This window comes from Roseicyclus amphidinii (assembly GCF_030163755.1).
GTDB classification, from domain to species: domain Bacteria; phylum Pseudomonadota; class Alphaproteobacteria; order Rhodobacterales; family Rhodobacteraceae; genus Roseicyclus; species Roseicyclus amphidinii.
In genome coordinates this window covers 83,791-109,398 of record NZ_JASJOE010000005.1, presented here as the reverse complement: position 1 = coordinate 109,398, position 25,608 = coordinate 83,791, and the positions used below count along the sequence as shown (strand labels likewise).

The following is a 25,608-nucleotide window of genomic DNA, read 5'->3' as shown; positions in this document are numbered from 1 at the left end:
CGCTGGAGGCCGCGGCGCGGCTGGGGCAGGGGGTGGCGGGCTGCGCCCCGCTGGTGCCGGGGCCCGCGCCGGTCGCGCCGCGCCTGATGACAGAGGCCGAGGGCAAGACGTTGCTAGCCGCCCATGGCGTGCCGGTGCCCCGCCGGGCGGTGGCGTCCACGCCCGCCGAGGCCGCCGCCTGCGCCGTGGAGATCGGCTTTCCGGTGGTGCTGAAGGCGCTCGGCGTTGCCCACAAGACCGAAGCGGGGGCGGTGGCGCTTGGCCTCTCCGACGCCGGGGCGGTCGAGGCCGAGGCGAGGCGCATGGGGGCTACTGAATTTCTTGTAGAAGAAATGGTGCCGGGCGGTGTGGCCGAGATCCTGGTCGGCATCCTGCGCGACCCCGCGCATGGCTTCGTGCTGACGCTGGGCGCGGGCGGCGTGCTGACCGAGGTCATGGCCGACACCGCCTCGCTCCTCCTGCCCGCCGACGCGCCGCAGATCGAGGCGGCGCTCGACCGCCTCCGCATCGCGCCGCTGCTGCGCGGCTACCGCGGCAAGCCCGCCGCCGACCGCGCGGCGCTGGTCACGGCCATCCATGCCGTGCAGGATTGCGCCATGGCCCATGCCGAGACCCTGATCGAGCTGGAGATCAACCCGCTCATCGCCACGCCCGACCGCGCTGTCGCGGTCGATGCCCTGATCCAGTTGGGAGAGACGCCATGACCGACACCCCCATCCGCACCACCCGCCGCGGCGCGGTGCTGGAAGTCACGCTCGACCGGCCCAAGGCCAACGCCATCGACGCCGCCACCAGCCGGATCATGGGCGAGGTCTTCACCGCGTTCCGCGACGACCCCGAGCTGCGCGTCGCCATCCTCACCGGGGCGGGCGAGAAGTTCTTCTGCCCCGGCTGGGACCTGAAGGCCGCCGCCGAGGGCGAGGCACCCGATACCGACTACGGCGTCGGCGGTTTCGGCGGGCTGCAGGAGTTGCGGGGGCTGAACAAACCCGTCATCGCCGCGGTGAACGGCATCGCTTGCGGTGGCGGGCTGGAGCTGGCGCTCTGCGCCGACATCATCCTTTCCGCCGACCACGCGACATTCGCGCTGCCGGAAATCCGGTCGGGGACGGTGGCCGATGCGGCCTCGATCAAGCTGCCCAAGCGCATTCCCTACCATATCGCCATGGAGCTTCTGTTCACCGGGCGCTGGTTCGACGCCGAGGAGGCGGCGCATTGGGGGCTGGTGAACCATGTGCTGCCCGCCGCCGACCTGATGGACGCGGCGCGCGCCATGGCCAATGACCTTGCGGCGGGTCCGCCGCTGGTTTTCGCCGCGATCAAGGAGATCGTGCGCGAGGCCGAGGCGATGAAGTTCAACGATGCGCTGAACCGGATCACGCGCAGCCAGTTCGAGACGGTGGAACGCCTCTACCGCTCGGACGATCAGAAAGAAGGCGCGCGCGCCTTCGCCGAGAAACGCGATCCGGTCTGGACCGGGCGCTGACGGATTTTCGTACGAAAATCCGCATATAGCGATTTTTCGTACGAAAAATCGGGAAAGGAAGGAGAACCGACATGCCCCTGACCATGAGCCGAGAGGTCTTCATCACCTGCGCCGTGACCGGATCGGGCGGCACGCAGGACCGCAGCCCCCATGTGCCGCGCAGCCCGAAACAGATCGCCGACAGCGCGATCGACGCCGCCAAGGCCGGGGCCGCCATCGTCCATTGCCATGTCCGCGACCCCGAGACGGGCGCGCCCTCGCGCCGGTTGGAGCTTTACCGCGAGGTGACCGACCGCATCCGCGAGGCCGAGGTCGACGTGGTGCTGAACCTGACCGCGGGCATGGGCGGCGACATCGTCTTCGGCGGCACCGACAGCCCGCTTCCCGTCGCCCCCGGCACCGACATGGTCGGCGCGGAGGAGCGCGTCGCCCATGTCGCCCAATGCCTGCCCGAGATCTGCACGCTCGACTGCGGCACGATGAATTTCGCCGAAGCCGATTACGTCATGACCAACACGCCCGGCATGTTGCGCGCCATGGGTCGGATGATGACCGAACTGGGCGTGAAACCCGAGATCGAGGCCTTCGACACCGGCCACCTGTGGTTCGCCAAGGAACTGGTGAAGGAGGACGTGCTGGACGCGCCCGCGCTGGTGCAGCTCTGCATGGGCGTGCCCTGGGGCGCGCCGGATGACCTCAACACCTTCATGGCGATGGTCAACAACGTGCCCGAGGACTGGACGTTCTCGGCCTTTTCGCTGGGCCGCAACCAGATGGCCTATGCCGCTGCCGCCGTTCTCGCGGGCGGTCATGTGCGCGTGGGTTTGGAAGACAACCTGTGGCTCGACAAGGGCGTGCTGGCGACCAATGCGCAGCTGGTCGAGCGCGCCGTGGGCATCGTCGAGCGCATGGGCGCGCGGGTGATGACCCCGCAGGAGGTGCGCGAGAAGCTGGGGCTGGTGAAGCGGGCGCCCGGCGAAGCTTTGGCCAAGAAGGTTTGCCCGGAGTGCGGGCACACCTTCAAGGGCAACGGATGGGACGGCATTGATGCACACTGGAAGGCACGGCACGATGATATCATGCCTTATTCCGAAGCGTGGCCCTTGTTGAAGGCGGGCACATACGGACATTCAAAGCAATGACCCGACGGGTCGTCATCACCGGCGGCGCGTCTGGGCTGGGCCTTGCCATGGCCGAGGCCTTCATGGGGCAGGGCGACCGCGTCGCCGTCTGCGACACGGACCCCGCGGCGGTGAAAGCCGTGCCCGAAGGCCTGCGCGCCGAGGTGGCGGATGTGACCAACGCGGGCGCGATGGACGGCTTTCTGGCCGGGATCGAGGCCGATTGGGGCGGGGCCGACGTGGTCATCTCCAACGCCGGGATCGGCGGGCCGGCAGGGCCGCTCGAGACGCTGGAGTTCGCCGACTGGCAACGCTGCCTGTCGGTGAACCTCGACGGGGCTTTCCTGACCTGCCGATGGGCGGCACGGGTGATGAAGGCGCAGGGCGCGGGGCTGATCCTTTTGACCAGCTCGGTCTCGGGGCTCTTCGGCTTTCCGGGCCGCACGCCCTATGTCGCGGCGAAATGGGGGATCGTGGGGCTGACCAAGGCGCTCGCTTCCGAGCTGGGGCCACACGGGGTGCGCGTCAACGCGATCTGCCCCGGCGCGGTCGAGGGGCCGCGGATGGAGCGGGTCATCGCCATGGAGGCCGCGGGCCGCGGCATCCCCGAGGATGCGGTGCGCGCGGGCTTCACCGAGGGCGTGGCGCTGCGCCGTTTCGTGACCGCCGAGGAGGTCGCGGCGATGGCGCTCTTCCTGGCCTCGCCGGGGGCGGCGGCGATCAGCGGGCAGGCGCTCGCGGTGGATGGACATACCGAAAGGACGACATGATGGGACGGAAGGCGGCGATCATCGGGGGGGGCGTCATCGGCGGCGGCTGGGCCGCGCGCTTCCTGCTCAACGGCTGGGACGTGGCGGTCTTCGACCCCGATCCGGAAGCGGAGCGGAAGATATCCGAGGTGCTGGCCAACGCGCGCCGGTCCCTGCCGGGCCTTTACGAGCGCGCGTTGCCGCCCGAGGGGGCGTTGCGCTACCACGCGGACCTCGCCGAGGCCGTGGCCGGCGCGGACTGGGTGCAGGAAAGCGTGCCCGAGCGGTTGGAGCTCAAGCACAAGGTGCTGGCGCAGGTGATGGAGGCGGCACCGGCCGAGACGGTCATCGGCTCGTCCACCTCGGGCTTCAAACCCTCGGAACTGAACGCGCAAGGCGCGCGCGCCGTGGTGGCGCATCCGTTCAACCCGGTCTACCTGCTGCCGCTGGTGGAACTGGTGGGGGCAAGCGAGCAGACCGCGAAAGCCGCCGAGACCCTGCGCGGGATAGGCATGTTCCCCCTGACCGTCCGCAAGGAGATCGACGCCCATATCGCCGACCGCTTCCTCGAGGCGGTCTGGCGCGAGGCGCTGTGGCTGGTGAAGGACGGCATCGCCACCACTGAGGAGATCGACGAGGCGATCCGCATGGGCTTCGGCCTCAGATGGGCGCAGATGGGCCTGTTCGAGACCTACCGCATCGCGGGCGGCGAGGCGGGGATGCGCCATTTCCTCGCGCAGTTCGGGCCGTGCCTGACCTGGCCCTGGACCAAGTTGATGGACGTGCCCGAGTTCAACGACGAGCTGGTCGACCTGATCGCGGGCCAGTCCGATGCGCAATCGGGCCACCGTTCGATCCGCGAGCTGGAGCGGCTGCGCGACGACAACCTTGTCGCCATGATGCGGGCGCTCAAGCGCACCGGCTCGGGCGCGGGCGGGGTCATCACGGCGCACGAGGCGCGGCTGCCGCGCGCCGAGGCGGGGCCGGACGGGCTGCCGGTGACGGTCGAGATGCAGGTGCCGACGTCTTTCGTGGACTATAACGGCCACATGAACGAGGCCCCCTACATGGAGGTCTCGGCCCGCGCCTCGGACCGGTTCATGGAGATGATCGGCGCCGATGCCGCCTATATCGCGGGCGGCCAGAGCTATTTCACCGCCGAGAACCACATCCGCTACTTCGCCGAGATCGACATCGGCGACCGGATCACGGTGACGACACAGGCGCTGGGCGGCGACGGGCGCAAGCTGCACCTGCTGAACAAGCTCTGGACCGGGGGCGAGACGCCTGCAGCGACGGTCGAGACGCTGCTGTTGCACGTGGACCTCGCCACCCGGCGGGTGACGGCACCCGAGGGCGTGGTGGCCGAGCGCGCCGCGGCCTATGTCGCGGCGCATGCGGATCACCCGAAACCCGACAGGCTCGTGCTGAACCAGCCGCGGGGGTGATCCGTCAACGGCGCGCGCCCGGTCCTTGACGGGTCGGGCGGGCGTCACCGATGGGATTCCGTATTTTTGGGAAGATGAAGGCAGGGGCGCGCGCCTGACCGTCGGACGGGTCAGGCGGTTGCCGGTGTCTGCCCGGCCTCGCGCGCGGCGAGAAGGCGGGTGAGCCAGTCGGGGTCCATCTCGGGGACCGAGGACAGGAGAAGCTCGGTGTAGGGCTCGTGCGGGGGCGCGAACATCTCGGCCTTGGGGCCCTGTTCGATCACGCGGCCGCGTTGCATCACCACCACGTCGTCGGCGATGGCGCGCACCGTCGCAAGGTCATGGGTGATGAACATGTAGGCCAGCCCGAACTCGCGCTGGAGCCGGTCGAGCAGCTTCAGGATGCCCTCCTGCACGATCTGGTCGAGGGCCGATGTGACCTCGTCGCAGATGATCAGCTTCGGCTCGGCGGCAAGCGCGCGGGCGATGCCGATGCGCTGTTTCTGGCCGCCCGACAGCTCGCCGGGCAGGCGGTCGATATAGGTATCGGGGTCCAGCTCGATCAGGTGCAGCAGGTCGCGGACCCGCTCGGTCAGCGCGCGGCCTTGCAGGCCGAGATACATCTGCGCGGGCCGCCCGATCAGCTCGCGGAGCTTGAGCTTGGGGTTCAGCGCGGTGTCGGCCATCTGGTAGATCATCTGGACCTGCCTGAGCTGCTCGCGCGTGCGGCCCTTGAGCGCCGGGGGCAGGGGGCTGCCCTCGAACAGGACCTCGCCCCGCTTGGGCGGCAGAAGCCCGGTGATCACGCGGGCGGTCGTGGACTTGCCCGAGCCGCTTTCGCCGACCACGGCGACGGTGCGGCCCGCGTGGATGTCGAAGCTCACGTCCTCCAGCACATTGACCGTGCCATAGGCGGCGGTGACATCCTTGACCGACAGGATCGGCTGCCCGCTCGGCGCGGGTTGTTCCGGGCGGGCGAAGCTGCGCACGGCCCAAAGGCTTTTGGTGTAGTCCTCGCGCGGCGCGTCGAGCATCCGGCGCGTCTCGGCCTCTTCCACCTCTTCGCCGCGGAGGAGAACCTTGATGCGGTCGGCGGCCTGCGCCACCACGGCGAGGTCATGGGTGATGTAGATCGCCGCCGTGTCGAACTGCCGGACGATGTCGCGGATAGCGGCCAAAACCTCGATCTGGGTCGTCACGTCGAGCGCGGTCGTGGGCTCGTCGAAGATGATCAGGTCGGGCCGGCAGGACATGGCCATCGCCGTCATCGCGCGCTGCAACTGGCCGCCCGAGACCTGGTGCGGGTAGCGAAAGCCGATGCCGTCGGGGTCGGGCAGCTGCATCCGGCGATAGAGGTCGATGGCGTCGCGCTCGGCTTCGTCGCGGGACATCACGTCATGGACGACGGGCGCCTCGCAATACTGGTCGATCAGCCGATGCGCGGGGTTGAAGCTGGCCGCCGCCGATTGCGCGACATAGGCGATGCGCGCGCCCTTCAGGTCGCGTTTCACCTTCTCGGACGCCTTGCGCAGGTCGATCCCGTCGAAGTCGATGGTGCCGCCGGTGATCCGGCAGCCGTCGCGCGCGAAGCCCATGGCGGCAAGGCCCACGGTGGATTTGCCCGCGCCAGACTCGCCGATCAGGCCCAGCACCTCGCCCTTGTGCAGCGTCAGGTCCACGCCCTTGACGATCTCGGTCCAGGTATCGCCCGAGCGGCCCTCGATCCTGAGGCCTTCGATCTTCAGAAGCACGTCGCGGCTCATGATCAGGACTCCTTCAGGCCGGAGGCGCGGTGCAGCTGCCAGTCCACCACGAAGTTCACCGCCACCGTCAGCAGCGCGATGCAGCCCGCGGGCAGAAGCGGCGTGACATCGCCGAAGGTGATCAGCGTGGCGTTGTCGCGCACCATGCTGCCCCAGTCGGCGGTGGGCGGCTTGATGCCGAGGCCAAGGAAGCTGAGCGAGGAAATCGTCAGGAAGACGAAGCAGAAGCGCAGCCCGAACTCGGCCACCAGCGGCGCCATGGCGTTGGGCAGGATCTCGCGCCGGATCAGGAACCACGCCCCTTCGCCGCGCAGCTTTGCCGCCTCGATGTAGTCCATCACGACGATGCCTTGGGCCACCGCGCGGGCCAGGCGGAAGACGCGGGTGGCATCGACCGCCGCGATGACGAGGATCAGGGTCAGCACGGAGGTGCCGAAGATCGTCAGCAGCAAGAGCGAGAAGATCAGCGCCGGGATCGACATGAGCGCGTCGACGAAGCGCGACAGCACCTGGTCGAGCCAGCCGCCTGTCAGCGCGGCCCAAAGCCCGAGGATGGAGCCCACGACAAAGGCCAGCGCGGTGGTGGCGAAGGCGATGCCCACGGTGTTGCGCGCGCCGTAGATCAGGCGCGAGAGCATGTCGCGCCCGATCCGGTCGGTGCCCAGCAGATGCTCGGCGGACCAGGCCTGGAATTGCCCGCCCACGATCTCGCGCTCGGGGAAGGGGGCAAGTGCGGGGGCCGCGATGGCGACGGCGGCGTAGATGGCGATGACCAGCAGGCCGAAGGCCGCTGTCAGGGGGATGTCGTTGGCGATGCTGCGGGACTGGCCCGTCAGAATGGACCGCGCGCCTGCGCGCAGCACCCATGCGAGGGCGAAAAGGCCCGCAAGCCCGAGGAGGACGGAGGTGGCGAAACCCATGGCGCTACCTCCGGTGCATCAGGCGCGGGTTCGTGATCGTCGAGAGCACGTCCGCGATGAGGTTGAGGGCGACATAGGCCCCGGCGAAGATCAGCGCGACCGCCTGCACCACCGCGATGTCGCGGTTCGACACGGCGTCGACCATCAGCTGCCCGAGGCCGGGGTAGACGAAGACCACCTCGACCACCACGACGCCGGTGATGAGATAGGCGAGGTTCAGCGCGATCACGTTGATGATCGGGGCCAGCGCATTGGGCAGCGCGTGGCGCAGCACGATGCGCAGCGGCGACAGGCCCTTGAGCCGCGCCATCTCGATATAGGGAGAGGCCATGAGGTTGATGATCGCGGCCCGCGTCATGCGCATCATGTGGGCGGTGACGACAAGGGTCAGGGTCAACGCGGGCAGGAAGGTCATGTAGATCCGGTCGCCGAAGGTGGTTGTCGGATTGATCCGCACCATCGAGGGGAAGAGCCCGGTCTGCGCCAGCCACAGCACGAGGATGTAGGCGACGAAGAATTCCGGGAAGGAAATCGCGGTCAGCGCGCCCGCATTGGCGGCGCGGTCGAAGATCGAGTTGCGCCAGAGGGCTGCAAGGATGCCGAGGATCAGCGAGATCGGCACGGCCAGCGCCGCGGCATAGAGCGCGAGGAAGACGGTGTTGCCCAGCCGCGCGCCGATCAGCTCGGAAATCGGGCGGCCGTTCGAGAGCGAGACGCCGAAATCGCCGGTCAACGCACCCGAAAGCCAGTTCCAGTAGCGCACCGGGGCGGGGTCGTTCAGGCCCAGCTGCTCGCGCAGCGCGGCCAGCGTCTCGGGCGTGGCGCCCTGGCCGAGGATCTGCTGCGCCAGGTCTCCGGGCAGAAGCTCCGTGGCGCCGAAGATGATCAGCGACACGATGAAGAGCAGTCCGATCCCCAGCGCAAGGCGCAGGGCGATCATGCGGATCACGTTGGGCAGGGGTCCGTCCTCCCTCGCGGGTCAGAAAGACCCCCGGCGCGGGCTGCGCGCCGGGGGCGAGGGGTCAGGTCAGGCCATCCACCAGCGCTCGACGCAGCGGAAGCCGTCGAAGTTCCAGTTGGCCGAGATCTGCTCGGGCGTGGCGATGTCGTTGGCGACCGCCATCACGTAGTTGTTGTACATCGGGATGATGGTCGAGCCTTCGAAGGACACGATCTGCTGCATCTCCATGTACATCTCGCGGCGCAGGCTTTCGTCCACCTCCGAACGGGCGGCGACGAGAAGTTCGTTGAAGCGGTCGTTGCTCCAATGGCCCTCGTTCCAGTCCGCACCGGCGGCATAGGCGGTGGTGAACATGTGATCCTCGACCGCGCGGCCGCCCCAGTAGGTCGCGCAGAAGGGCGTGTCGCCGTTGGGATTGAGCCAGACGTTCGACCAGTAGCCGTCGTTCGGCACGCGGTTGACCTCGAGGTTGATGCCCGCAGCCCGTGCGGTTTCCGAGAACATCGCGCCCGCGTCGACCGCGCCCGAGAAGGCCGCGTCGGCCACCGCGATGGTGACATCGAGACTGTCGAGCCCGGCCTCGCGCAGGTGGAAGCGCGCGCGGTCGGGATCGTAGGTCTTCATCTCCATCTCGGTGTTGAAGTAGCGGTTCGCAGGCCCGATCGGGTTGTCGTTCGACACCGCGCCATGGCCGCCGAGGATGACGTCGACCATCGCCTCGCGGTCGAGCGCGTATTTCAGCGCCAGACGCACGTTGTTGTCGTCATAGGGCGCCTGCCGGCTGTCCATCGGGAAGCCGTAATGCGCGTTGCCGGGGATCGACAGGATGCGCGCGACGCCGCGGCTTTCCAGCATGCCGATGGTGGCCGGATCGACCTGGTCGATCAGGTGGACCTCGCCGGTGATCAGCGCGTTCAGGCGCGCGGCGGGGTCGAGGATCGAGACCAGCTCGACGCGGTCGAACCACGCGCGGTCCGACTTCCAGTAGTTCGGGTTGCGGGTGACGGTCGACTGCACGCCATGCTCGAAGCTTTCGACGATGTAGCCGCCGCAGCCATCGGTCGAGGCCGGGTCGATGCGCCCGTCCATGCCCGGCATGACCGGGATGTGGTAATCCGTCATCAGGTAGGGCAGGTCGGCGTTCGGCGCCTCCAGCGTGACGACGACGGTGTTGCCGTCCGCGCGCACGTCGGTGATCGCCGCCAGCAGCGGCTTGACGACCGATGTCGAGTCATCGCCGCGGTGATGGTTGATCGAGGCGACCACGTCCTCGGCGGTCACGTCCTTGCCCGAGTGGAAGGTGACGCCCTGCCGGATCGTGAAGACCCAGGTCGAGCCGTCCGTGGTGTCCCAGCTCTCGGCGATCTCGGGGACAAGCTGCCCGTCCGAGCCGACCTCGATCAGGTAGTTGTGGCGGCAGGCCGCGAAGGTCTGCACGTAGAGGTTTTCCCACAGGCCGGGATCGAGGCTGTCGGTGGTCGAGCCGTGGCCGATGCCCACGCGGAACGTGCCGCCGCGGGTCTGGGCGCGGGCGGGCATGGCGCTGTGGGGCAGGATCAGGCCCGCGGCGGTGACGGCGGCGGCGCTTTGCATGACGCCGCGACGCGTCATCGGCATGGCGGGGATTCTGGGTGTCTTCATGGTCGGTCTCTCTCCCGTTGGTTGGCCCATTGCCGCGATGTGCGCGGGCCTGTAATTGTCCGGTTTTCCCGTTGGAGCCCGGCATCGGTCACGGGTTTCCCCGCGTGCCGTCCGGGTCTTGATGGGCGGATCATACATAGAAGGGCTGTGTGACAAAGCCTTGAATTGCCCCGAAACCCCGCTTTTTGCCTTTTTCAGCCCTCCTCTCCGGGCCAATGCGCCGCGTCCTGCGGCCATGCGCTGCTTCGCGCCTCGGCCCGCGACAGCCACTCCGGGTTGATCTCCCCCCCCCAGCCGGGCGCGTCCGACAGGATCGCGTGGCCGTCCTCGATCCGGTAGGGTGAGGCCGTGAACAGGTCGTATTGCCACGGGTAATACTCCGGCCCCTCGATGGCGAACTCGAGGTATCTGCCCGCGTTGGGAATGGCGCGCATCAGGTGCAGCGTGAAAAGCGTCACCATCGACAGGTTAGCGCAATGGGGCGTCACGGGCAGGCCTGCCGCCTCGGCCATGCGGGCCACGCGCAGGGTGCGCGAGAGGCCGCCCAGATACATGATGTCGGGCTGCACCACGTCGACCGCGCGCATGTCGATCATGCGGTTCCAGGTGGACAGCTGGCAATCCTGCTCGCCGCCCGTGACGTCGATGTCCAGCGCGTCCGTCACGGCCTTGGTCGCGTCGAGGTCCCAGTAGGGGCAGGGTTCCTCGTAATGGCAGAAGCCGTTGTCTTCCAGCATCCGGCCCACCTCGATCGCGCGGGGGACGGAGTAGCAGGAATTGGCGTCGATCAGCAGGTCGGCCTCCGGCAGGGCGCGGCGCATCGCGGGGATCACCGCCTCGGTCCGGCCCGGCCACTCGTCGCGGTCGCGCCCCACCTCGGAGCCCGCGCGCACCTTGAAGGCGGTGTAGCCGTGTTCACCGGCCAGCCGCGTCAGCCGCTCGGCCTCGTCCTCGGGCGTGATGTCGCGCCGCATGGAGGAGGCATAGGCCCGCACCCGCCCCGGCGACCCGCCGATCAGCGACGCCACCGGCAGCCCCGCGCGTTTCCCGCGCATGTCCCAGATCGCGGTGTCAACGCCCCCCATCGCGCGCCGCAGGTAGGAGCCGGGGAACTTGTGCTCGCGCTCGGTCACCCAGTCCATCAGGTCGTCGAGGTCGGTCGCATCGCGCCCCAGCACCCAGGGCGCAACCTGCCGGTGCAGCACGGTGCAGGTGATGTCGGCGTGATAGGTCGAGACCTGCCCCCAGCCCTGCGCGCCGTCCTCCATCGTGACGCGCACGAAACCCACGTCGCGGGTGGTGAAGCTGTCGATCCGTGCGATCCGGTCCATGTTTCACGCCCCTGCAAGGATAAGGTCGGCCGCCCGCATCGCCGTCATGATCGTCGGCGCGTTGGTGTTGGCCGAGGTGATGTTGGGAAAGACCGAGGCATCGACCACGCGCAGCCCCTCCGCGCCCCAGACGCGCAGCGCGGGATCGACCACGCCGCCCGCCTCCTCCGGGGCCATGCGGCAGGTGCCGCAGGGGTGAAACACGGTCGAGGCCCGCGCCCGCACATCGGCCAGCAGCGTGTCGTCATCGGCCCCCACGGGGCTGAAGCCGTTGGGCCCCGCGATCAGGCCCTGCATGGCGGGGGTCTGCAGCATCCGCTCCACCAGCCGCGCGCCCGCGATCATGTCGGCGATGTCGCTGTTGGTGGTCAGCGAGTTCGGCATGATCCGCGGTGCCGCCGCGGGATCGGCGCTGGCGATGTCGATGCGCCCCGTGCTGGTCGGGCGGCAGGGGTTGAAGCCGAGGATGAAACCCGGCCAGGGGTCGGGCTTCAGAAGCGGGCGCTTGTCGCGGTAGACCGTCGAATAGGAGAGCGGGTTGCAATAGAGCTGCGTGTCGGGCCGCGAGAGACCGGGGCGCGAGCGGACAAGCCCGCCCATCTGGTTCACGCTCAGGCTGAGCGGCCCGTCGCGCCGCAACAGGTAGCGCAGCGCCGCGCCGATCTGGCCGGTAAGCCGCCCGAGCGTCTGGTTCAGCGTGGGTTCCGTGCAGCGGAAGGCGTAGGTCATCGACAGGTGATCCTGCAGCGCCCCGCCGACGCCGGGGGCGTCGATATGCACAGCGATGCCGAACGACCGCAGCAGCGCGCCGGGGCCTATGCCCGAGAGCTGCAACAGCTGCGGCGACTTCACCGCGCCCGCCGACAGGATCACCTCGCCCCGGCAGGCGGCGCTCAGGGTCTGTCCGCCCCGGCGATACTGCACCCCCGTCGCGCGGCGCCCTCGCATCTCGATGCGCAGCACCTCGGCCCCGGTGACGAGCTTCAGGTTCCGCCGCCGCAGCGCAGGCCGCAGGAAGGCATCGGCCGCCGAGTTGCGCCAGCCGCCCTTGGTCGTGGTGCAATAGGGGCCGACCCCCTCACCGGTGACGGTGTCGCCCTCGGGCAGCCCCATCTCGCGCGCCGCCGTCAGGTAGTGCCGCCCCATCGGGTGATAGTCATTGCTGCAATCGGTGACATGCAGCGGCCCGTCGCCCGCTGCCCCCTCCGGCCCGATGCGCCGCTCGACGCGGGCATAGGTCTCGGCGGTGCTCGCGGCGTTCCAGCCGGGGTTTCCCGCCGCTTCCCAGTCGTCGTAATCCTGCGGCAGGCCGCGGGCGTAGACCATCGCGTTGATGGCGCTCGAGCCGCCCAGAACCTTGCCGCGCGGCCAATACATGCGGCGGTTGTCGAGCTGCGCGTCGGGCTCGGCGTGGAAGCGCCAGTTTACCTTCGGGTCGTGGTAGGACATGCCGTAGCCGATCGGCACCCGGATCTGCGCACGCCGGTCGCTGCCGCCCGCCTCGAGCAGCAGGACGCGGGTGTTCGGATCGGCACTCAGCCGCTCGGCCAGAACGCAGCCCGCCGAGCCTGCGCCGACGATGATGTAATCGAAAACGTCCATGTCGCCCCTCCCGCGAGGGTTCAGGATTGCAGGCTTGCTGACCCCGGACAAACAATGGAAAACGGGGGAAAGGGTAAACCGGAATGGGGTCAATCCATGCGCAACCTGCCGCCGCCCGTCTGGCTCAAGACCTTCGAGGCCGCGGCGCGCCTTGGCGGCTTCACCGCCGCCGCCGACGAGCTGGGCCTGACGCCCGCCGCCGTCAGCCAGCAGGTTCGCGCGCTGGAGGCGCGGCTGGGCTACCGGCTGTTCCGGCGCCTGCCGCGCGGGGTGGAGCTGACCGAGCTGGGGCAATCCTACCTTCCGGCGGTGCGCCGCGCCTTCGACGAGCTGGCCAGCGCCACGGCGGGGCTCTTCGGCGTGACGGGCGGCAGGCCGCTGGTGCTGCGCGCGCCGCCCAGTTTCATGGCGCTCTGCCTTGCGCCGCTGGTGGCCCAGTTCCGCGCCGCCCATCCCGGCATACCGGTGCGGCTGTGCAGCGCCACATGGGCCGAGACCGCGCCCGAGGGCGGCATCGACGTCGATATCCGCTACGGCGATGGCCGTTGGCCGGTCGAGGATGCGCGGCGGCTGAGCGCGCCCGGCTCGGTGCTGGTCTGCCCGCCGGGCACGGAGTTCGGCGCGGACCCGCTGGCCGCCGTGGCCCCGCTTCTGGGCCGCGCGGTGCATATCATCGGCTGCGAAAGCTTCTGGGACGGCTTTGCCGCGGCCCACGGGATCGACCCCGCCGCGGTCGGGCGGGGCGTCAGCACGGACAGCTCGCTTGCCGCGCTGGAAATGGTGGCCGCGGGCCTCGGGGTCGCCCTGATCTCGCCGGACCTGACCGCGCCCTTCGCGCGGGCGGGCCGGGTGACGGTCGCCCCCGGCCTGACGCTGAACCATGCGCAGGCGCATTACGTCCTTCTGCCCGCGCAAGGCGCACCGCGCCCCGAGGCGCTTCTGTTCCGCGACTGGCTGCTCGAGGCTTTCACGGATTAGCGGCTGCGGATCACCTCGGCCCCCAGCCCCTCGGGCTCGGTGTCGACCAGTTCGGTCGGGAAGCCGTCGGCGAGGATGCTGAGGCCCGTCGCCTCTTCCAGCCGCTCGATGATCCGGTCCGATTGCGCGCGGGTGCCGTAGCGACGCTGGCCGTCCGACATGATGTCGATGATGAGCGGCGATATTTCGAGGGGCACGCCGGCATCCGTCGCAAGCTTCTGGAACAGGCCGATGTCCTTCTGGACAAGGTCCATCGTGAAATTCACGTCGCGCGAGCCCGACAGGATCAGCTGGCTTTCCGTCTCGTGGACAAAGGAATTGCCCGAGGAAATCCGGATCGCCTCGTAGGTGGTCGCCAGATCGAGGCCCGCCGCTTTCATCGTCGTCAGCGCCTCGCAGAGCGACAGCAGGTTCACGGTGGCGAGGTAGTTGGTCATGACCTTCAGCTTCGAGGCCGAGCCAAGCTCGCCCGTGTGCAGGATCTGCCGACCCAGATGCACCAGAAGCGGCATCACATGCTCGACCGCGGCGCGCGGGCCGCCTGCGAAGATGGCGATATTGCCGGTGTCCGCGCGGTGACAGCCGCCCGAGACGGGGCATTCGACGGCCAGACCGCCGGTTTCCGCCACCCGCGCGCCAAGGCGCAGCACCTCGTCGGCGTCGGTCGTGGACATCTCCATCCATGTCTTGCCCGGCCCCATCTCGGGCAGCATCGCCTCGACCACGGCGGCGGAAGCCGCGGGCGAGGGCAGGCAGGTGATGACCACGTCGCAGGCGCGCATCATGGCCGCGGGGCTGCCGCCCGCCTTCGCGCCGCGCGCGACGAAGCCCGCGACGAGGCCGTCGTCGAGGTCATGGACCGACAGGTCCATCCCGTTGCGCAGCAGGCTACCGGCGAGCTTGCCGCCGACATTGCCCAGACCGATGAAACCGACCTTCATGTTCTATCCTTTCGAAGGCTCAGAAGCGGATGTCGAAACGCGCGCGCACCGCCCGGTCGACCTCGTGGGGGACTTGCAGCGGCGCCATCTGGAGGATCGACTCCTTCCGCCTGCGCGCCGCGGCGATCAGGTCGGGGCGGCCCGCTTCCTCCCAATCCTTCGGCGTGAGGCGGTTGGCGACCTCGGGATACAGGTATTCCGTCTGCATCAGCGCAAGCGTCTGGTCGGAGCCGAGGTAATGGCCCGGCCCCCCGTCAAGGCAAACCGCCTTCATCACGTCGAGCGATACCGCATCCTCGGTCACGTCGATGCCCCGCACGCAGCGCTGCGCCTGCCCGATCAGGTCGTTGCCCAGCACCATCCCCTCGGGGCAGAAACCCAGCAGCGAGGCATACATGCCGACGGATTCGTAGACCATGTTCAGCCCCGACAGCCCCGCCATCACGTTGGTGATGCCCTGTTCCCACCCGGCCTGCATGTCGGGCACCTTGGCATCCGTCATCCCCGCCGCGGCCCCGCCGGGCAGCCCGTAGAAGCGGTGCATCTGCGCGCAGCCCGCCGACAGAAGCGCCTGTTCCGCCGAGCCGCCCGACATCGCGCCCGTCCGCAGGTCCGAGACGAAGGGCCATGTCCCGAAGACCGCCGGATGCCCCGGCGCGATGGAATTGACGTAGACGACACCGGCCAGGCACTCGGCCACCGCCTGCACGATCGCAGCCGCGACCGGGGCAGGGGCGGTGGCCCCGGCTTGGCCCGCGGAGAGCAGCAGGATGGGCATGCCCGCGCGGATGCAGGCCTCCATCGTTTCGCAGCTTTCGGTGGCGAATTTCATCGGCGGCACGACGAAACAGTTGGACAGCGACACGAAGGGCATCTCGCGCCATGCCTCATCGCCGCCCGCGACCATGTGGATCAGCTCCATCCCCGGCGCGACGCTGGCGGGGTCGGAGAAGGAGGTGCCGACATGCTTCGTGGTGCCTGCAAGGCAGGCGTAGAGCGTGTTCATGTCCATCTCGACGAGGTTCGGCACGTCGCAACAGACCATGGTGCGCTGGAAGAAATGCAGGTTGTCGAGGTGATGGGCCAGTCGCGCGCTGTCATGCAGGTCGCGCGCGATGGAGGGGCGATAATCGCCCGTCACCGCATCGACAAGGTTCACCGCGGCCCCCGCCGTGCCGTAATGCACGCGGCTGCCCGACAGGTCGAGGTGATGGCGCGGATCGCGCCCGTACAGCGTGATGCCGCGCGCCGCTTTCGCCAGCATGTCCTCGACCAGCGCGCGGGGAAAGCGGAGGCGGCCGTCCTCGCCCTGGATCGCGCCCGCCGCCACCATCGCGGCGGCCCCGGTGGGCGGGGCCTGTGACAGGCCCACCTGCTCCAGCGCGTCCAGCGCGGCCTCGTGGATGCGCGCGACGCCCGCCTCGGTCAGGGGGTTGTATTGCCCGCCCGTCAGACCCGCGCGCACCGGGCGCAGGTCGTCGGCCAGCGGGGCAGAGCGCACGGCCACCCGTGCAGCCCGGCCACCGCCGCGGCGGGAGGGACGTTTTTCTGCGGAGTCCACGCTCATTGGCGCACCCTTTCGGACTGCGGGTCGTACATCGGCGCAAGGCTGGCCTGCGCGCGGTGCCGGGTGCCCGCGATTTCGATCTCGTAGCTGGAAGACAGGACATCCTCGGCGCTCTCGCCCGCGCAGGGCACGTAGCCCATGCCGATGGGGCCGCCGAGGGCGTGGCCGTAATTGCCGGAGGTCAGGATCGACACGATCCTGCCGTCGCGCACCACGGCCTCGTTGTGGAACAGCATCGGCTCGGGGTCGTCGAGCCGGAACTGCAGCATCCGGCGGGCAAGCCCCGCCTCGCGCTTCCTGAGCACGGCGTCGCGGCCGATGAAATCGGGCTTCACGGTGCGGACGGCGAAGCCGAGGCCGGCCTCGAGCACGTGGTCCTCATCGGTGATGTCATGGCCGAAATGGCGGAAGGCCTTTTCGATGCGGCACGAGTCGAGCGCGTGCAGCCCGCAGAGCTTCAGCCCGTGATCCGCGCCCGCCTCGCGCAACGTCTCGAAGACATGGGCGGCCATGTCGGTGGAGACATACAGCTCCCACCCCAGCTCGCCCACGTAGGAGATGCGATGGGCGCGGGCGAGGCCATAGCCCAGTTCGATCTCCTGCGCGGTGCCGAAGGGGAACGCCTCGTTGTCAAGCGCCGCCGGGCTGACCGCTTGGAGCATCTCGCGCGATTTCGGGCCCATCAGGCAAAACACCGCCTCGGAAGCGGTCATGTCCGTGATCGCCACCGCCCGATCGCCCGCATGGGCGCGCAGCCACGCAAGATCGCGTTGCAGCGTCGCGCCGGGGACGACCAGCAGATAAGCGGTTTCCGACAGCCGCGTGACCGTCAGGTCGCTTTCGATCCCGCCCTTGGCGTTCAGCATCTGCGTGTAGACCACGCGGCCTGCGGGCACGTCGACTTCATTCGCGCAAAGGTGGTTCAGGAACCCGCAGGCCTCGCGCCCCTCCACCCGGATCTTGCCGAAGGAGGTCATGTCGAACAGGCCCACGCCGGTCCGCACCGCCATGTGTTCCGCGCGCTGGTTGTCGAACCAGTTCTGCCGGTGCCAGTCGTAGCGGTATTCGCGCGACTGTCCGGGCAGGGCGAACCAGTTCGCGCGCTCCCACCCCGCGACCTCGCCGAAAACCGCGCCTGCCTGTTTCAGGTGCTCATGCACCGGCGAGCGCCTGACGCCGCGGGCGGTTTCGACCTGCCGGTAGGGCCAGTGATCGGCGTAGAGCAGGCCTAGGGTTTCGGTCACCCGGTCGCGCAGGTAGCGGCGGTTGCGCTGGAAGGGCTGGGCGCGGCGGATATCGACCTCCCACAGGTCGAAGGGCGCCTCGCCCTCGGCGATCCAATGGGCCAGCGCCATTCCGGCCCCGCCGGAGGAGACGATGCCGATGGAGTTGTAGCCCGCCGCCACCCAGTAGCCTTTCAGCTCGGGCGCTTCGCCGAGGTAGTAGCGGTCGTCGGGCGTAAAGCTTTCGGGGCCGTTGAAGAAGGTGTGGATGCCCGCGGTTTCGAACATCGGCATCCGCGCGGTGGCTTTCTCGAGGATCGGCGCGAAATGGTCGAAATCCTCGGGCAGGGCGTCGAAGCAGAAATCCTCGGGGATGCCGCCCATGCCCCAGGGTTTCGCGCGCGGCTCGAACGCCCCCAGCATCATCTTGCCCGCGTCGGACTTGTAATAGGCGCATTCGTCGGGCACCCGCAGGACTGGCAAATGCCCAAGGCCGTCAATGGGTTCCGTGACGAGGTAAAAGTGCTCGCAGGCATGCAGGGGCAGGGTGACGCCGGATTGCGCCGCCAGGTCGCGGCCCCACATGCCGCCGCAGTTGATGACGACATCGGCGGCGATATGGCCCTGCTCGTCGCCCGTGTCCCAATCGACCCCCGTCACCCGTGCGCCATCATCGGTCACGCGCGTGACGCGCACGCCTTCGACGATCCGCGCGCCGCGCATCCGCGCGCCCTTGGCCAGCGCCATGGCGATGTTGGCGGGGTCGCATTGCCCGTCGCCGGGCAGGTGGACGGCGCAGGTGACATCGTCGATATGCACATGCGGATACATCGCCTTGACCTCGGCCAGCGTGATCTCCTGGACCTCGACGTCGAAGGCGCGGGCCAGCGTGGCCTGCCTGAGCAGCTCCTGCCGCCGGTCCTCGGTCAGGCCGAGCGAGATCGAGCCCACCTGCCGCATGCCGGTGGCGATGCCGGTTTCCTCCTCGAGCTTGAGGTAGAGATCGGCGGAATATTTCGCCAGCCGCGTCATGTTCTGGCTGGCGCGCAACTGGCCCACAAGGCCCGCCGCATGCCATGTCGTGCCGCAGGTGAGCTGCTTGCGCTCGAGCAGGACGATGTCCGTCCAGCCCAGTTTCGACAGGTGATAGGCGACCGAGCAGCCCGAGACGCCGCCGCCGATGATCACCGCGCGGGCATGGGTGGGAAGCGTCATGGCTCAGGCCCTCAGCCGCGCGTTCGACGGGTCCCAGAGGGGCGCGTCGGGTTGGACGATGCACGCCCGGCGGTCGCCGTAGATGTCGATCTCGAGCTCGGTTCCGGGTGCATGAAGATCGGCCCGCAACATGGCGAGCGCAATGGATTTTCCGCATCGATACCCCCATGCGCCGCTGGTCGTCTCGCCCACCACGGTGCCGTCGTGCCAGATCGTCGACATGTAGGGCGCATCCGCCGCGCCCGCGTCGACCGTCAGGGTGACGAAGCGTTTGGCCACGCCCGCTTGTTTCTCGGCCAGAAGCGCCTGTTTGCCGGGGAAATCCTGTGGTTTGTCGAAGCGGATGAACCGCTCAAGACCGCCCTGCAACAGGCTGTAATCCGTGGATAAATCCCCTTTCCACGCGCGGTAGCCCTTTTCGATGCGCAAGGAATTCAGCGCCCACATCCCGAAGGGCTTCGCGTGATGCTTCAAGATCGCATCGTAAATAACCGGAATCGCGTCATTTTCTGCATGAACCTCCCAGCCCAGCTCCCCCGCGAAGGACACCCGCGCCAGCCAGCAGTCGCGGCCTGCGACGACCCCCTTCTGGTGGCTCAGCCACGGCAGCTGCAGGTCGGCCTCGGTGCCGACGGCCTCCATCAGCGCGCGCGCCTCGGGGCCGGTGACGATGAGCGTGGAAGCCTCGCGGCTTCGGTCCACAAGCGACAGCCCCGGCCCGAGGTCGCGGGCGAGCCATTCGTAATCATGCCATTGCGCCGTGGCCGCGGTGATCAGGGTAAAGTCATCCTCGCCGTGACAGGCGACCGACATTTCGGTCACGATGCGGCCCCGCGCATCGGGGAAATAGGCGAGCGTCAGCCGTCCCGGTTTCGGCAACCCGCCCGCGATCTTGCCCAGAAGCCAATCCGCGGCCCCGGCCCCCGTCAGGCGGAAGCGCGAGAAGCCCGGCAGGTCCAGAACGCCGACACTATCGCGCACCGCCTCGCATTCTTCGCGGATGCGCGCCTCCCACGGGCCGGTGCGGTTCCATGTATGCGTCGCGGCCTCCGACGTGTCGTCGCCCGGATGCGCAAACCAGTTGGCGCGTTCCCACCCGGCATAGGCCCCCATCTGGCCGCCAAGCGCCTTCACCCGGTCATGGACCGGCGACACCTTCCTGTCAGGCGCGGCGGGCCAGCGGTGCCAGGGGAAATGCATGGCGTATTCGTGGCCGTAAACCTCCATCCCCTTCTGCACGCAGTAGTCGTGATCGGTGTAATCGGTGAAGCGGCGCGGGTCGCAGGACCACATGTCCCATTCGGTCGCGCCTTCGGTGATCCATTCGGCCAGCACCTTGCCCGCGCCGCCGCCCTGCGCGATGCCGAAGGTGAAGACGCAGGCCTCGAACGCGTTGGGCACGCCCGGCATCGGGCCGATCAGCGGGTTGCCGTCAGGCGCGTAGGGGATCGGGCCGTTGATGACCTTGGCCAGCCCCGCCTCGGCCAGCACCGGCACGCGCTCCATCGCCGACTCGATCTGCACCGACAGCCGGTCGAGCGCGTCGGGATAAAGCTGAAAGCTGAAATCCTCGGGCATCGGATCGGACGGGTCGGCCCAATGCGCCTGACAGGGCCGCTCATAGGGGCCGAGGTTGAAGCCGGTCTTCTCCTGCCTGAGGTAGTAGGAGACATCGACATCGCGCAGAAGCGGCAGCTTGTGGCCCGCCTGCGCCGACCAGTCGCGCACCTCGGGCACTTCGTCGAAGATCAGGTATTGATGCGCCATGACCATCATCGGCACGGTGCGCCCGCCGTAGGGCTTGAACCATTCGCCCACGCGCTGCGCGTAATAGCCGGCGGCGTTCACCACGATCTCGCAGCGGATGTCGCCCTTCTCGGTGTGGACGATCCACTCGTCTCCCTCGCGGCTGACGCCGGTGGCGGGGCAGAAGCGCAGGATCGTGGCGCCCATGTCGCGCGCGCCCTTGGCCAGCGCCTGCGTCAGCTGGGCGGGGTCGATGTCGCCATCCGCCGGATCGTAGAGCGCGCCCTTGAGGTCATGGGTCTCGATGAAGGGGTATTTCGCCTTGATCTCGTCGGGCGAGAGGATCTCGAGGTTCATCCCCTGGTGCAGGCCCATGCCGCGGGCGCGGGCGAACTCCTGCATCCGCTCGTCGGAATGCGCCAGCCGGATCGAGCCGGTGACATGGTAGTTCAGTGGGTAATCGACCGCGTCGCCGAGGCCCCGGTAAAGCTCGGTCGAATAGCGCTGCATGTTCATGATCGACCAGGAGGTCGAGAAGGTCGGCACATTGCCCGCCGCATGCCAGGTGGACCCGGCCGTCAGCTCGTTCTTCTCAAGCAGGACGCAGTCCGTCCAGCCCGCCCTGGCGAGGTGATAGAGGGCGGAAACGCCCACAACCCCGCCGCCGATGATCACGACCCGCGCGTGGCCCGGCATCTCCGCCATGGCGATCCTCCCTTGTTCTCTCGCCCTGAGTATTCCCGCCGTCCGATCCCTGTTCAATTCCTGTCACGCATGTGATTTGATCGGTAAAACCGATCAGGGGTGCTGCCATGAACACCGAGTGGATCGAGACCTTTCTCGACCTGTGCGAGACGCGGAGTTTCAACCGCACGGCGGGGCGGCTGGGGGTGACACAATCCACCGTCTCGGGCCGGGTGCGGGCGCTGGAACAGGCGCTGGGGTGCCGGTTGCTCGAGCGCAGCCGCGCGGGCACCGAGCTGACCACCGAAGGGCTGCGGTTCGAGCCGCATGCCCGCGCGCTGCGCCTTGCCTGGACCGCTGCGGGGCAGGCGGTGCGGGGCACGGGCGGGCAGGCGGTGACGATGCGGATCGGCATCCAGCATGACCTGCTGGGCGACCGCGTGGCCGATTGGGTGGCCGCCCTTCAGGGCGCGGTGCCCGACACGGCGCTTTACGTGGAGGCCGATTACTCGGCCCAGATGTGCGCCGACGTGCGCGACGGGGCGCTGGATCTGGCGATTCACTATACGCCCAAGCCGCACCCGGACCTGCATTTCGAAAGCCTGGGCGAGATGTCCTATGTCATGGTCTCGACCGAGGCCGAGGCGCTGTCGGGGGTGCGCCCCGAAAGCTACATCCTCGCCAATTACGCGCCCGCCTTTTCCACCACCCATGCCGAGCGCCTGCCGATGCTGTCGGTCGGCGCGGTGTCGAGCGGGCAGAACGCGGTGATCCGGGGCCTTCTGGTGGCGCTTGGCGGCAGCGCCTACGTCCTGCGCCAGACCGCGTTGGAGATGGAGCGGCTGGGGCAGGCGCGGCGGGTCGCGCGCGCCCCGGTGATCCCGCAGCCGGTCCATGCGGCGGTGCATCTGAAGAACCGCCACCGCGGCGCGCACCGCCGCAGCCTGCGCGCTTTGAAGGCGCTGTTGGAGGGGCGACCCTGAGGGTCAGCCCCCGGCGTAGCGCCGCAGCGCGGCCTCGGTCCCCTCGCGCCAGATCAGCGCGAGCCAGCCCTCGAAGGCATCGGCAAAACCCGCGGCCCCGGCCAGATCGCCGTAGAGCGTGCGCTGTTCCAGCCATGCCCGCGGGCGGTCCCGTGCGGCCCCGGCCGCCTCGGTCAGGGCGTCCCAGTTGGGATCGTTGGCCTCGATCGCGCTGCCGTCCTCGCGGGTGCCTTCGCACATGCGCGCCCAGAGCGCCTCGACCAGGGCAAGACCGCTGACGCCGGTGCCCGCTGCCAGCCGCTCGCGCAGGATCGGCAGAAGGAAGCCGCTGTGCCGCGACGAGCCGTCGAAGGCCACGCGCCGCGTGGTGTCGCGGATCGCGGGGTTGGCGAAGCGGCGCTCGATGAGGGCCAGGTACTCGGCGGGCGTCATGCCGGGGACAGGGTCCACCTGCGGCAGGATCTCCTCGGTCTGGACCTTGCGGAACAGCGCCGCGATGGCGGGATGCGCCATGCAATCGGCGATGGTCGGCACCGACAACAGCTCGCCCGCGTTGGCGAGAACCTGATGGCCCGCGTTCAGGATGCGGATCTTCATCATCTCGTAGGCATGCACGTCATCGGTAAAGGTCGCGCCCGCGCGGTCCCAGTCCGGACGGCCCGCGCAGAAGTCATCCTCGATCACCCATTGGCGGAAATTCTCGTGCGTAACCGGGGCCTTGTCGTCGATGCCCAGCTCGCGGACCAGCTCCAGCTCGGCGGGGCCGGTGGCGGGGACGATGCTGTCGACCATGGAGTTGGGGAAACTCGCCTTCGCCTCGATCCAACCGGCCAGTGCAGGATCGGAGAGGCGCGCAAGCCCCACCACCGTCTGTCGCAGGATCGCGCCATTGCCGCGCAGGTTGTCGCAGCAGAGCCCGGTGAAGGGGCCGTGGCCCGCCGCGCGCCGAAGCTTCAACGCCGCGACCATCGCGCCGAAGGCGGTGCGGGGCGCGTCGGGGTGGGCGGCGTCATGGGCGATGTCGGGGTGCGAGGTATCGAGGCCCCCGGTCGCGGCGTCGATGTAATAGCCGCCCTCGGTCACGGTCATCCCGACGATGCGGATGGCGGGGTCGGCCATGGCGCGGATGAGCGCGCCGTTGCCCTCCTCGATCGGCAGGTAGTCGATCATCGCGCCGGTCACCTCGGCGCTGCGGTGGTCGGGGGCAAGCTCGATCAGCGTGGTCAGGCAATCCTGCGCCTTCAGCCGGTCGCGCATCGCCGCATCATAGGGCCGCACGCCTGCGCCAAGGATCGCCCAATCCTGCGCCGCGCCCGCCTGCATCAGGCGATGGGTATACCACGCCTGGTGGGCGCGGTGGAAATTGCCCAGCCCGATATGGACGATGCCGGGCGTGAGCCGCGCACGGTCATAGGTCGGGCGGGCGATGCCCTCGGGCAGCTCGGCCAGCGTGGCATTCGAAAGGGGCAGGGGCCCCGCGGACATATCCTTCATCAGCTCATCCATTGTCCGCCGTCGACGTTGTAGCATTGCGCGACGATATACTCCGCCTCGTCCGAGGCGAGGAACACCGCCATCCCGGTCAGGTCCTCGGCCCGGCCCATGCGGCCATAGGGGACGGCCTCGCCGACCTCGCGTTTCTTCTGGCCCGGCGCTTTGCCCTCGTAGCGCGCGAAAAAGGCGTCGACCCCGTCCCAGTGCTCGCCATCGACCACGCCGGGCGCGATGGCGTTGACGTTGATGCCATGCGCGATCAGGTTCAGCCCCGCGGATTGGGTCAGGCTGATGACCGCCGCCTTGGTGGCGCAATAGGTGGCGACGAGGCTTTCGCCCCGCCGCCCGGCCTGGGAGGCCATGTTGATGATCCGGCCCTTGATGCCGCGATCAATCATGTGGCGGGCAACCGCCTGTAGCGTGAAAAGCGTGCCCGCGACGTTGATGTCGAAGACGCGGCTGTAATCGGCGCGGTCGATCTCGACGATGGGGGCGGCGCTGAAGATGGCCGCGTTGTTGATCAGGATGTCGATCTGGCCGAAGGCTGCGACCGTCTCGACGACGGCGGCGTCGATGCTCTCCTGTTTCGTGACGTCCAGCTCGACCGCGATGGCGGCTTCGCCGATCTCGGCCGCGGTTTGGCGTGCCCGCGCGATGTCGATGTCGGCGATGGCGACGCGCGCGCCCTCGCGGACATAGGCCTCGGCGAAGGCGCGGCCGATGCCGCGGGCGGCCCCGGTGATCAGGGCGGATTTCCCGGAAAGGCGTGTCATGCGATGCGCAGTCCCTGTGCGTCGAAGCGGTGCAGGTGCTCGGGGTCGGGGGTGAGGTGGACGGTGTCGCCGTAGCGCAGGTCGACCTCGCCGCCGACGCGGACGGTCAGCGGCTCGGCGATGCCCGCGCAGGTGACGTGGAAGAAGGTGTCGGAGCCGAGATGTTCGGAGACACCCACCGTTCCTTGCCAATCGCCTGCGCCTTCGGTGACGCGGATGTGCTCGGGGCGGATGCCGATGGTGGTGGCGTCATGCTGGGCGGCGACGGGACCGGTGATCAGGTTCATTTTCGGGCTGCCGATGAAGCCCGCGACGAAGGTGTTCCGGGGTGCGCGGTACAGCTCCAGCGGGCTGCCGACCTGCTCGATATTGCCTGCGCGCAGCACCACGATCTTGTCGGCCATGGTCATCGCTTCGACCTGGTCGTGGGTGACGTAGATCATCGTGGTCTTCAGCCGCTTGTGCAGCTCGCTGATCTCCAGCCGCATCCCCACGCGCAGCGCCGCGTCAAGGTTCGAGAGTGGCTCGTCGAAGAGGAAGGCGGCGGGCTCGCGCACGATGGCGCGGCCGATGGCGACGCGCTGGCGCTGGCCGCCCGACAGCTGGCCGGGCCGACGGTCGAGGTAGTCGGTCAGGTTCAGCACCTCGGCGGCGGCCTTTACGCGGCGCTCCTGCTCGGCGCGGTCCAGACCTGCCATGCGCAGCGGAAAGGCGATGTTCTTGCGCACGCTCATGTGCGGGTAAAGCGCGTAGGACTGGAACACCATCGCAAGGCCGCGCTTGGCGGGGGGCACCATCGTGGCGTCCTGCCCGTCGATGCGGATCTCGCCGCCCGAGACATCCTCGAGCCCCGCGATCAGGCGCAGAAGGGTGGACTTGCCGCAGCCCGAGGGGCCGACGAAGACCACGAATTCCCCGTCCTCGATGGTCAGGTCCAGCGGCGGGATGACTTCGACATCGCCGAACGCCTTGCGAACCTTGTCGAGCGTGATGCGTCCCATGG

At 68.8% G+C, this 25,608-nt stretch carries 19 protein-coding genes and 1 pseudogene; 7 read left to right on the top strand and 13 right to left on the bottom strand.

Annotated elements, in window-relative coordinates:
* The 5 genes and pseudogenes from QQK83_RS03245 to QQK83_RS03225 form a co-directional block, all read left to right on the top strand.
* A partial coding sequence (locus QQK83_RS03245) for an acetate--CoA ligase family protein (RefSeq protein WP_284261646.1) occupies positions 1-704 on the top strand: 704 nt, incomplete at its 5' end.
* Complete coding sequence (locus QQK83_RS03240) at positions 701-1,486, top strand: carnitinyl-CoA dehydratase (protein ID WP_284261644.1); 786 nt, start codon at positions 701-703, stop codon at positions 1,484-1,486. The genes QQK83_RS03245 and QQK83_RS03240, both read left to right, overlap by 4 nt.
* 71 nt (positions 1,487-1,557) lie before the next feature.
* Positions 1,558-2,460 (top strand): annotated as a pseudogene (locus tag QQK83_RS03235) (beta-keto acid cleavage family enzyme); the annotation flags it as partial.
* Between the two features lie 164 nt (positions 2,461-2,624).
* Positions 2,625-3,377 carry an SDR family oxidoreductase gene (locus tag QQK83_RS03230; protein ID WP_284261643.1) on the top strand — a complete coding sequence of 251 codons (753 nt, stop codon included), beginning with the start codon at positions 2,625-2,627 and terminating at the stop codon, positions 3,375-3,377.
* Positions 3,377-4,804 carry a carnitine 3-dehydrogenase gene (locus QQK83_RS03225; protein ID WP_284261651.1) on the top strand — a complete coding sequence of 476 codons (1,428 nt, stop codon included), beginning with the start codon at positions 3,377-3,379 and terminating at the stop codon, positions 4,802-4,804. The genes QQK83_RS03230 and QQK83_RS03225 overlap by 1 nt, the downstream gene beginning before the upstream one ends.
* Before the next feature lie 110 nt (positions 4,805-4,914).
* Here QQK83_RS03225 and QQK83_RS03220 read toward each other — a convergent pair whose 3' ends face one another.
* The 6 genes from QQK83_RS03220 to QQK83_RS03195 all read right to left on the bottom strand — a co-directional run bounded on the left by QQK83_RS03220 (position 4,915) and on the right by QQK83_RS03195 (position 13,001).
* Positions 4,915-6,546 (bottom strand): ABC transporter ATP-binding protein, encoded by a 1,632-nt coding sequence (locus QQK83_RS03220; RefSeq protein WP_284261642.1) that lies wholly within the window; start codon positions 6,544-6,546, stop codon positions 4,915-4,917.
* 2 nt (positions 6,547-6,548) lie between these two features.
* Positions 6,549-7,466 carry an ABC transporter permease gene (locus tag QQK83_RS03215; RefSeq protein ID WP_284261641.1) on the bottom strand — a complete coding sequence of 306 codons (918 nt, stop codon included), beginning with the start codon at positions 7,464-7,466 and terminating at the stop codon, positions 6,549-6,551.
* A 4-nt stretch (positions 7,467-7,470) separates the two neighbouring features.
* Positions 7,471-8,424, bottom strand: a complete 954-nt coding sequence (locus QQK83_RS03210) for an ABC transporter permease (RefSeq protein ID WP_284261650.1) — start codon at positions 8,422-8,424, stop codon at positions 7,471-7,473.
* Positions 8,425-8,493: 69 nt separating this feature from the next.
* Positions 8,494-10,068 (bottom strand): ABC transporter substrate-binding protein, encoded by a 1,575-nt coding sequence (locus QQK83_RS03205; protein WP_284261640.1) that lies wholly within the window; start codon positions 10,066-10,068, stop codon positions 8,494-8,496.
* A 194-nt stretch (positions 10,069-10,262) separates the two neighbouring features.
* The gene (locus tag QQK83_RS03200; protein ID WP_284261638.1) at positions 10,263-11,399 is read right to left on the bottom strand and encodes a mandelate racemase/muconate lactonizing enzyme family protein; all 1,137 of its coding nucleotides are present in this window, start codon (positions 11,397-11,399) and stop codon (positions 10,263-10,265) included.
* Positions 11,400-11,402: 3 nt separating this feature from the next.
* Complete coding sequence (locus QQK83_RS03195; RefSeq protein ID WP_284261637.1) at positions 11,403-13,001, bottom strand: GMC family oxidoreductase; 1,599 nt, start codon at positions 12,999-13,001, stop codon at positions 11,403-11,405.
* A 96-nt stretch (positions 13,002-13,097) separates the two neighbouring features.
* Between QQK83_RS03195 and QQK83_RS03190 the strand changes: the two genes are divergently transcribed.
* Positions 13,098-13,979 (top strand): LysR substrate-binding domain-containing protein, encoded by an 882-nt coding sequence (locus tag QQK83_RS03190; protein ID WP_284261635.1) that lies wholly within the window; start codon positions 13,098-13,100, stop codon positions 13,977-13,979.
* Here the strand turns inward: QQK83_RS03190 and QQK83_RS03185 are convergent.
* Genes QQK83_RS03185 through QQK83_RS03170 form a run of 4 tightly spaced genes read right to left on the bottom strand, consistent with a single transcriptional unit; the run spans position 13,976 to position 21,376 of the window.
* Entirely contained in the window at positions 13,976-14,920 is a 945-nt protein-coding gene (locus tag QQK83_RS03185; protein WP_284261633.1) for an NAD(P)-dependent oxidoreductase, read from the bottom strand. The genes QQK83_RS03190 and QQK83_RS03185 overlap by 4 nt on opposite strands.
* A gap of 19 nt (positions 14,921-14,939) precedes the next feature.
* Positions 14,940-16,487 carry a trimethylamine methyltransferase family protein gene (locus QQK83_RS03180; RefSeq protein WP_284261632.1) on the bottom strand — a complete coding sequence of 516 codons (1,548 nt, stop codon included), beginning with the start codon at positions 16,485-16,487 and terminating at the stop codon, positions 14,940-14,942.
* A complete protein-coding gene (locus QQK83_RS03175) occupies positions 16,484-18,925 on the bottom strand; it encodes a GcvT family protein (RefSeq protein ID WP_284261631.1) in 2,442 nt (813 codons plus the stop codon). Before QQK83_RS03175 ends, QQK83_RS03180 begins: the two co-directional genes overlap by 4 nt.
* Positions 18,926-18,928: 3 nt before the next feature.
* Positions 18,929-21,376 carry a GcvT family protein gene (locus QQK83_RS03170; RefSeq protein ID WP_284261630.1) on the bottom strand — a complete coding sequence of 816 codons (2,448 nt, stop codon included), beginning with the start codon at positions 21,374-21,376 and terminating at the stop codon, positions 18,929-18,931.
* A gap of 107 nt (positions 21,377-21,483) precedes the next feature.
* On the opposite strand from QQK83_RS03170, the gene QQK83_RS03165 reads away from it, so the two are divergent.
* A complete protein-coding gene (locus tag QQK83_RS03165; RefSeq protein ID WP_284261628.1) occupies positions 21,484-22,338 on the top strand; it encodes a LysR family transcriptional regulator in 855 nt (284 codons plus the stop codon).
* 3 nt (positions 22,339-22,341) lie between these two features.
* On the opposite strand, the gene QQK83_RS03160 is transcribed toward QQK83_RS03165, so the two are convergent.
* From QQK83_RS03160 to QQK83_RS03150, 3 genes are read right to left on the bottom strand one after another with little or no spacing between them, the layout of a single operon-like run.
* Positions 22,342-23,844, bottom strand: a complete 1,503-nt coding sequence (locus QQK83_RS03160; RefSeq protein ID WP_465250983.1) for a mannitol dehydrogenase family protein — start codon at positions 23,842-23,844, stop codon at positions 22,342-22,344.
* Positions 23,832-24,605: an L-iditol 2-dehydrogenase gene (locus QQK83_RS03155; RefSeq protein WP_284261624.1), complete on the bottom strand. Its 774-nt coding sequence runs from the start codon at positions 24,603-24,605 to the stop codon at positions 23,832-23,834. Before QQK83_RS03155 ends, QQK83_RS03160 begins: the two co-directional genes overlap by 13 nt.
* Positions 24,602-25,606 carry an ABC transporter ATP-binding protein gene (locus QQK83_RS03150; RefSeq protein ID WP_284261622.1) on the bottom strand — a complete coding sequence of 335 codons (1,005 nt, stop codon included), beginning with the start codon at positions 25,604-25,606 and terminating at the stop codon, positions 24,602-24,604. Before QQK83_RS03150 ends, QQK83_RS03155 begins: the two co-directional genes overlap by 4 nt.
* Positions 25,607-25,608: the final 2 nt, after the last annotated feature.

What these genes read in the sequence shown, in the direction of transcription:
- QQK83_RS03180 (WP_284261632.1), bottom strand. Translation starts at nt 16,487, where the DNA reads ATGAGCGTGGACTCCGCAGAAAAACGTCCCTCCCGCCGCGGCGGTGGC.
- QQK83_RS03175 (WP_284261631.1), bottom strand. Translation starts at nt 18,925, where the DNA reads ATGACGCTTCCCACCCATGCCCGCGCGGTGATCATCGGCGGCGGCGTC.
- QQK83_RS03195 (WP_284261637.1), bottom strand. Translation starts at nt 13,001, where the DNA reads ATGGACGTTTTCGATTACATCATCGTCGGCGCAGGCTCGGCGGGCTGC.
- QQK83_RS03205 (WP_284261640.1), bottom strand. Translation starts at nt 10,068, where the DNA reads ATGAAGACACCCAGAATCCCCGCCATGCCGATGACGCGTCGCGGCGTC.
- QQK83_RS03170 (WP_284261630.1), bottom strand. Translation starts at nt 21,376, where the DNA reads ATGGCGGAGATGCCGGGCCACGCGCGGGTCGTGATCATCGGCGGCGGG.
- QQK83_RS03220 (WP_284261642.1), bottom strand. Translation starts at nt 6,546, where the DNA reads ATGAGCCGCGACGTGCTTCTGAAGATCGAAGGCCTCAGGATCGAGGGC.
- QQK83_RS03155 (WP_284261624.1), bottom strand. Translation starts at nt 24,605, where the DNA reads ATGACACGCCTTTCCGGGAAATCCGCCCTGATCACCGGGGCCGCCCGC.
- QQK83_RS03215 (WP_284261641.1), bottom strand. Translation starts at nt 7,466, where the DNA reads ATGGGTTTCGCCACCTCCGTCCTCCTCGGGCTTGCGGGCCTTTTCGCC.
- QQK83_RS03200 (WP_284261638.1), bottom strand. Translation starts at nt 11,399, where the DNA reads ATGGACCGGATCGCACGGATCGACAGCTTCACCACCCGCGACGTGGGT.
- QQK83_RS03165 (WP_284261628.1), top strand. Translation starts at nt 21,484, where the DNA reads ATGAACACCGAGTGGATCGAGACCTTTCTCGACCTGTGCGAGACGCGG.
- QQK83_RS03150 (WP_284261622.1), bottom strand. Translation starts at nt 25,606, where the DNA reads ATGGGACGCATCACGCTCGACAAGGTTCGCAAGGCGTTCGGCGATGTC.
- QQK83_RS03225 (WP_284261651.1), top strand. Translation starts at nt 3,377, where the DNA reads ATGGGACGGAAGGCGGCGATCATCGGGGGGGGCGTCATCGGCGGCGGC.
- QQK83_RS03185 (WP_284261633.1), bottom strand. Translation starts at nt 14,920, where the DNA reads ATGAAGGTCGGTTTCATCGGTCTGGGCAATGTCGGCGGCAAGCTCGCC.
- QQK83_RS03190 (WP_284261635.1), top strand. Translation starts at nt 13,098, where the DNA reads ATGCGCAACCTGCCGCCGCCCGTCTGGCTCAAGACCTTCGAGGCCGCG.
- QQK83_RS03160 (WP_465250983.1), bottom strand. Translation starts at nt 23,844, where the DNA reads ATGGATGAGCTGATGAAGGATATGTCCGCGGGGCCCCTGCCCCTTTCG.
- QQK83_RS03240 (WP_284261644.1), top strand. Translation starts at nt 701, where the DNA reads ATGACCGACACCCCCATCCGCACCACCCGCCGCGGCGCGGTGCTGGAA.
- QQK83_RS03230 (WP_284261643.1), top strand. Translation starts at nt 2,625, where the DNA reads ATGACCCGACGGGTCGTCATCACCGGCGGCGCGTCTGGGCTGGGCCTT.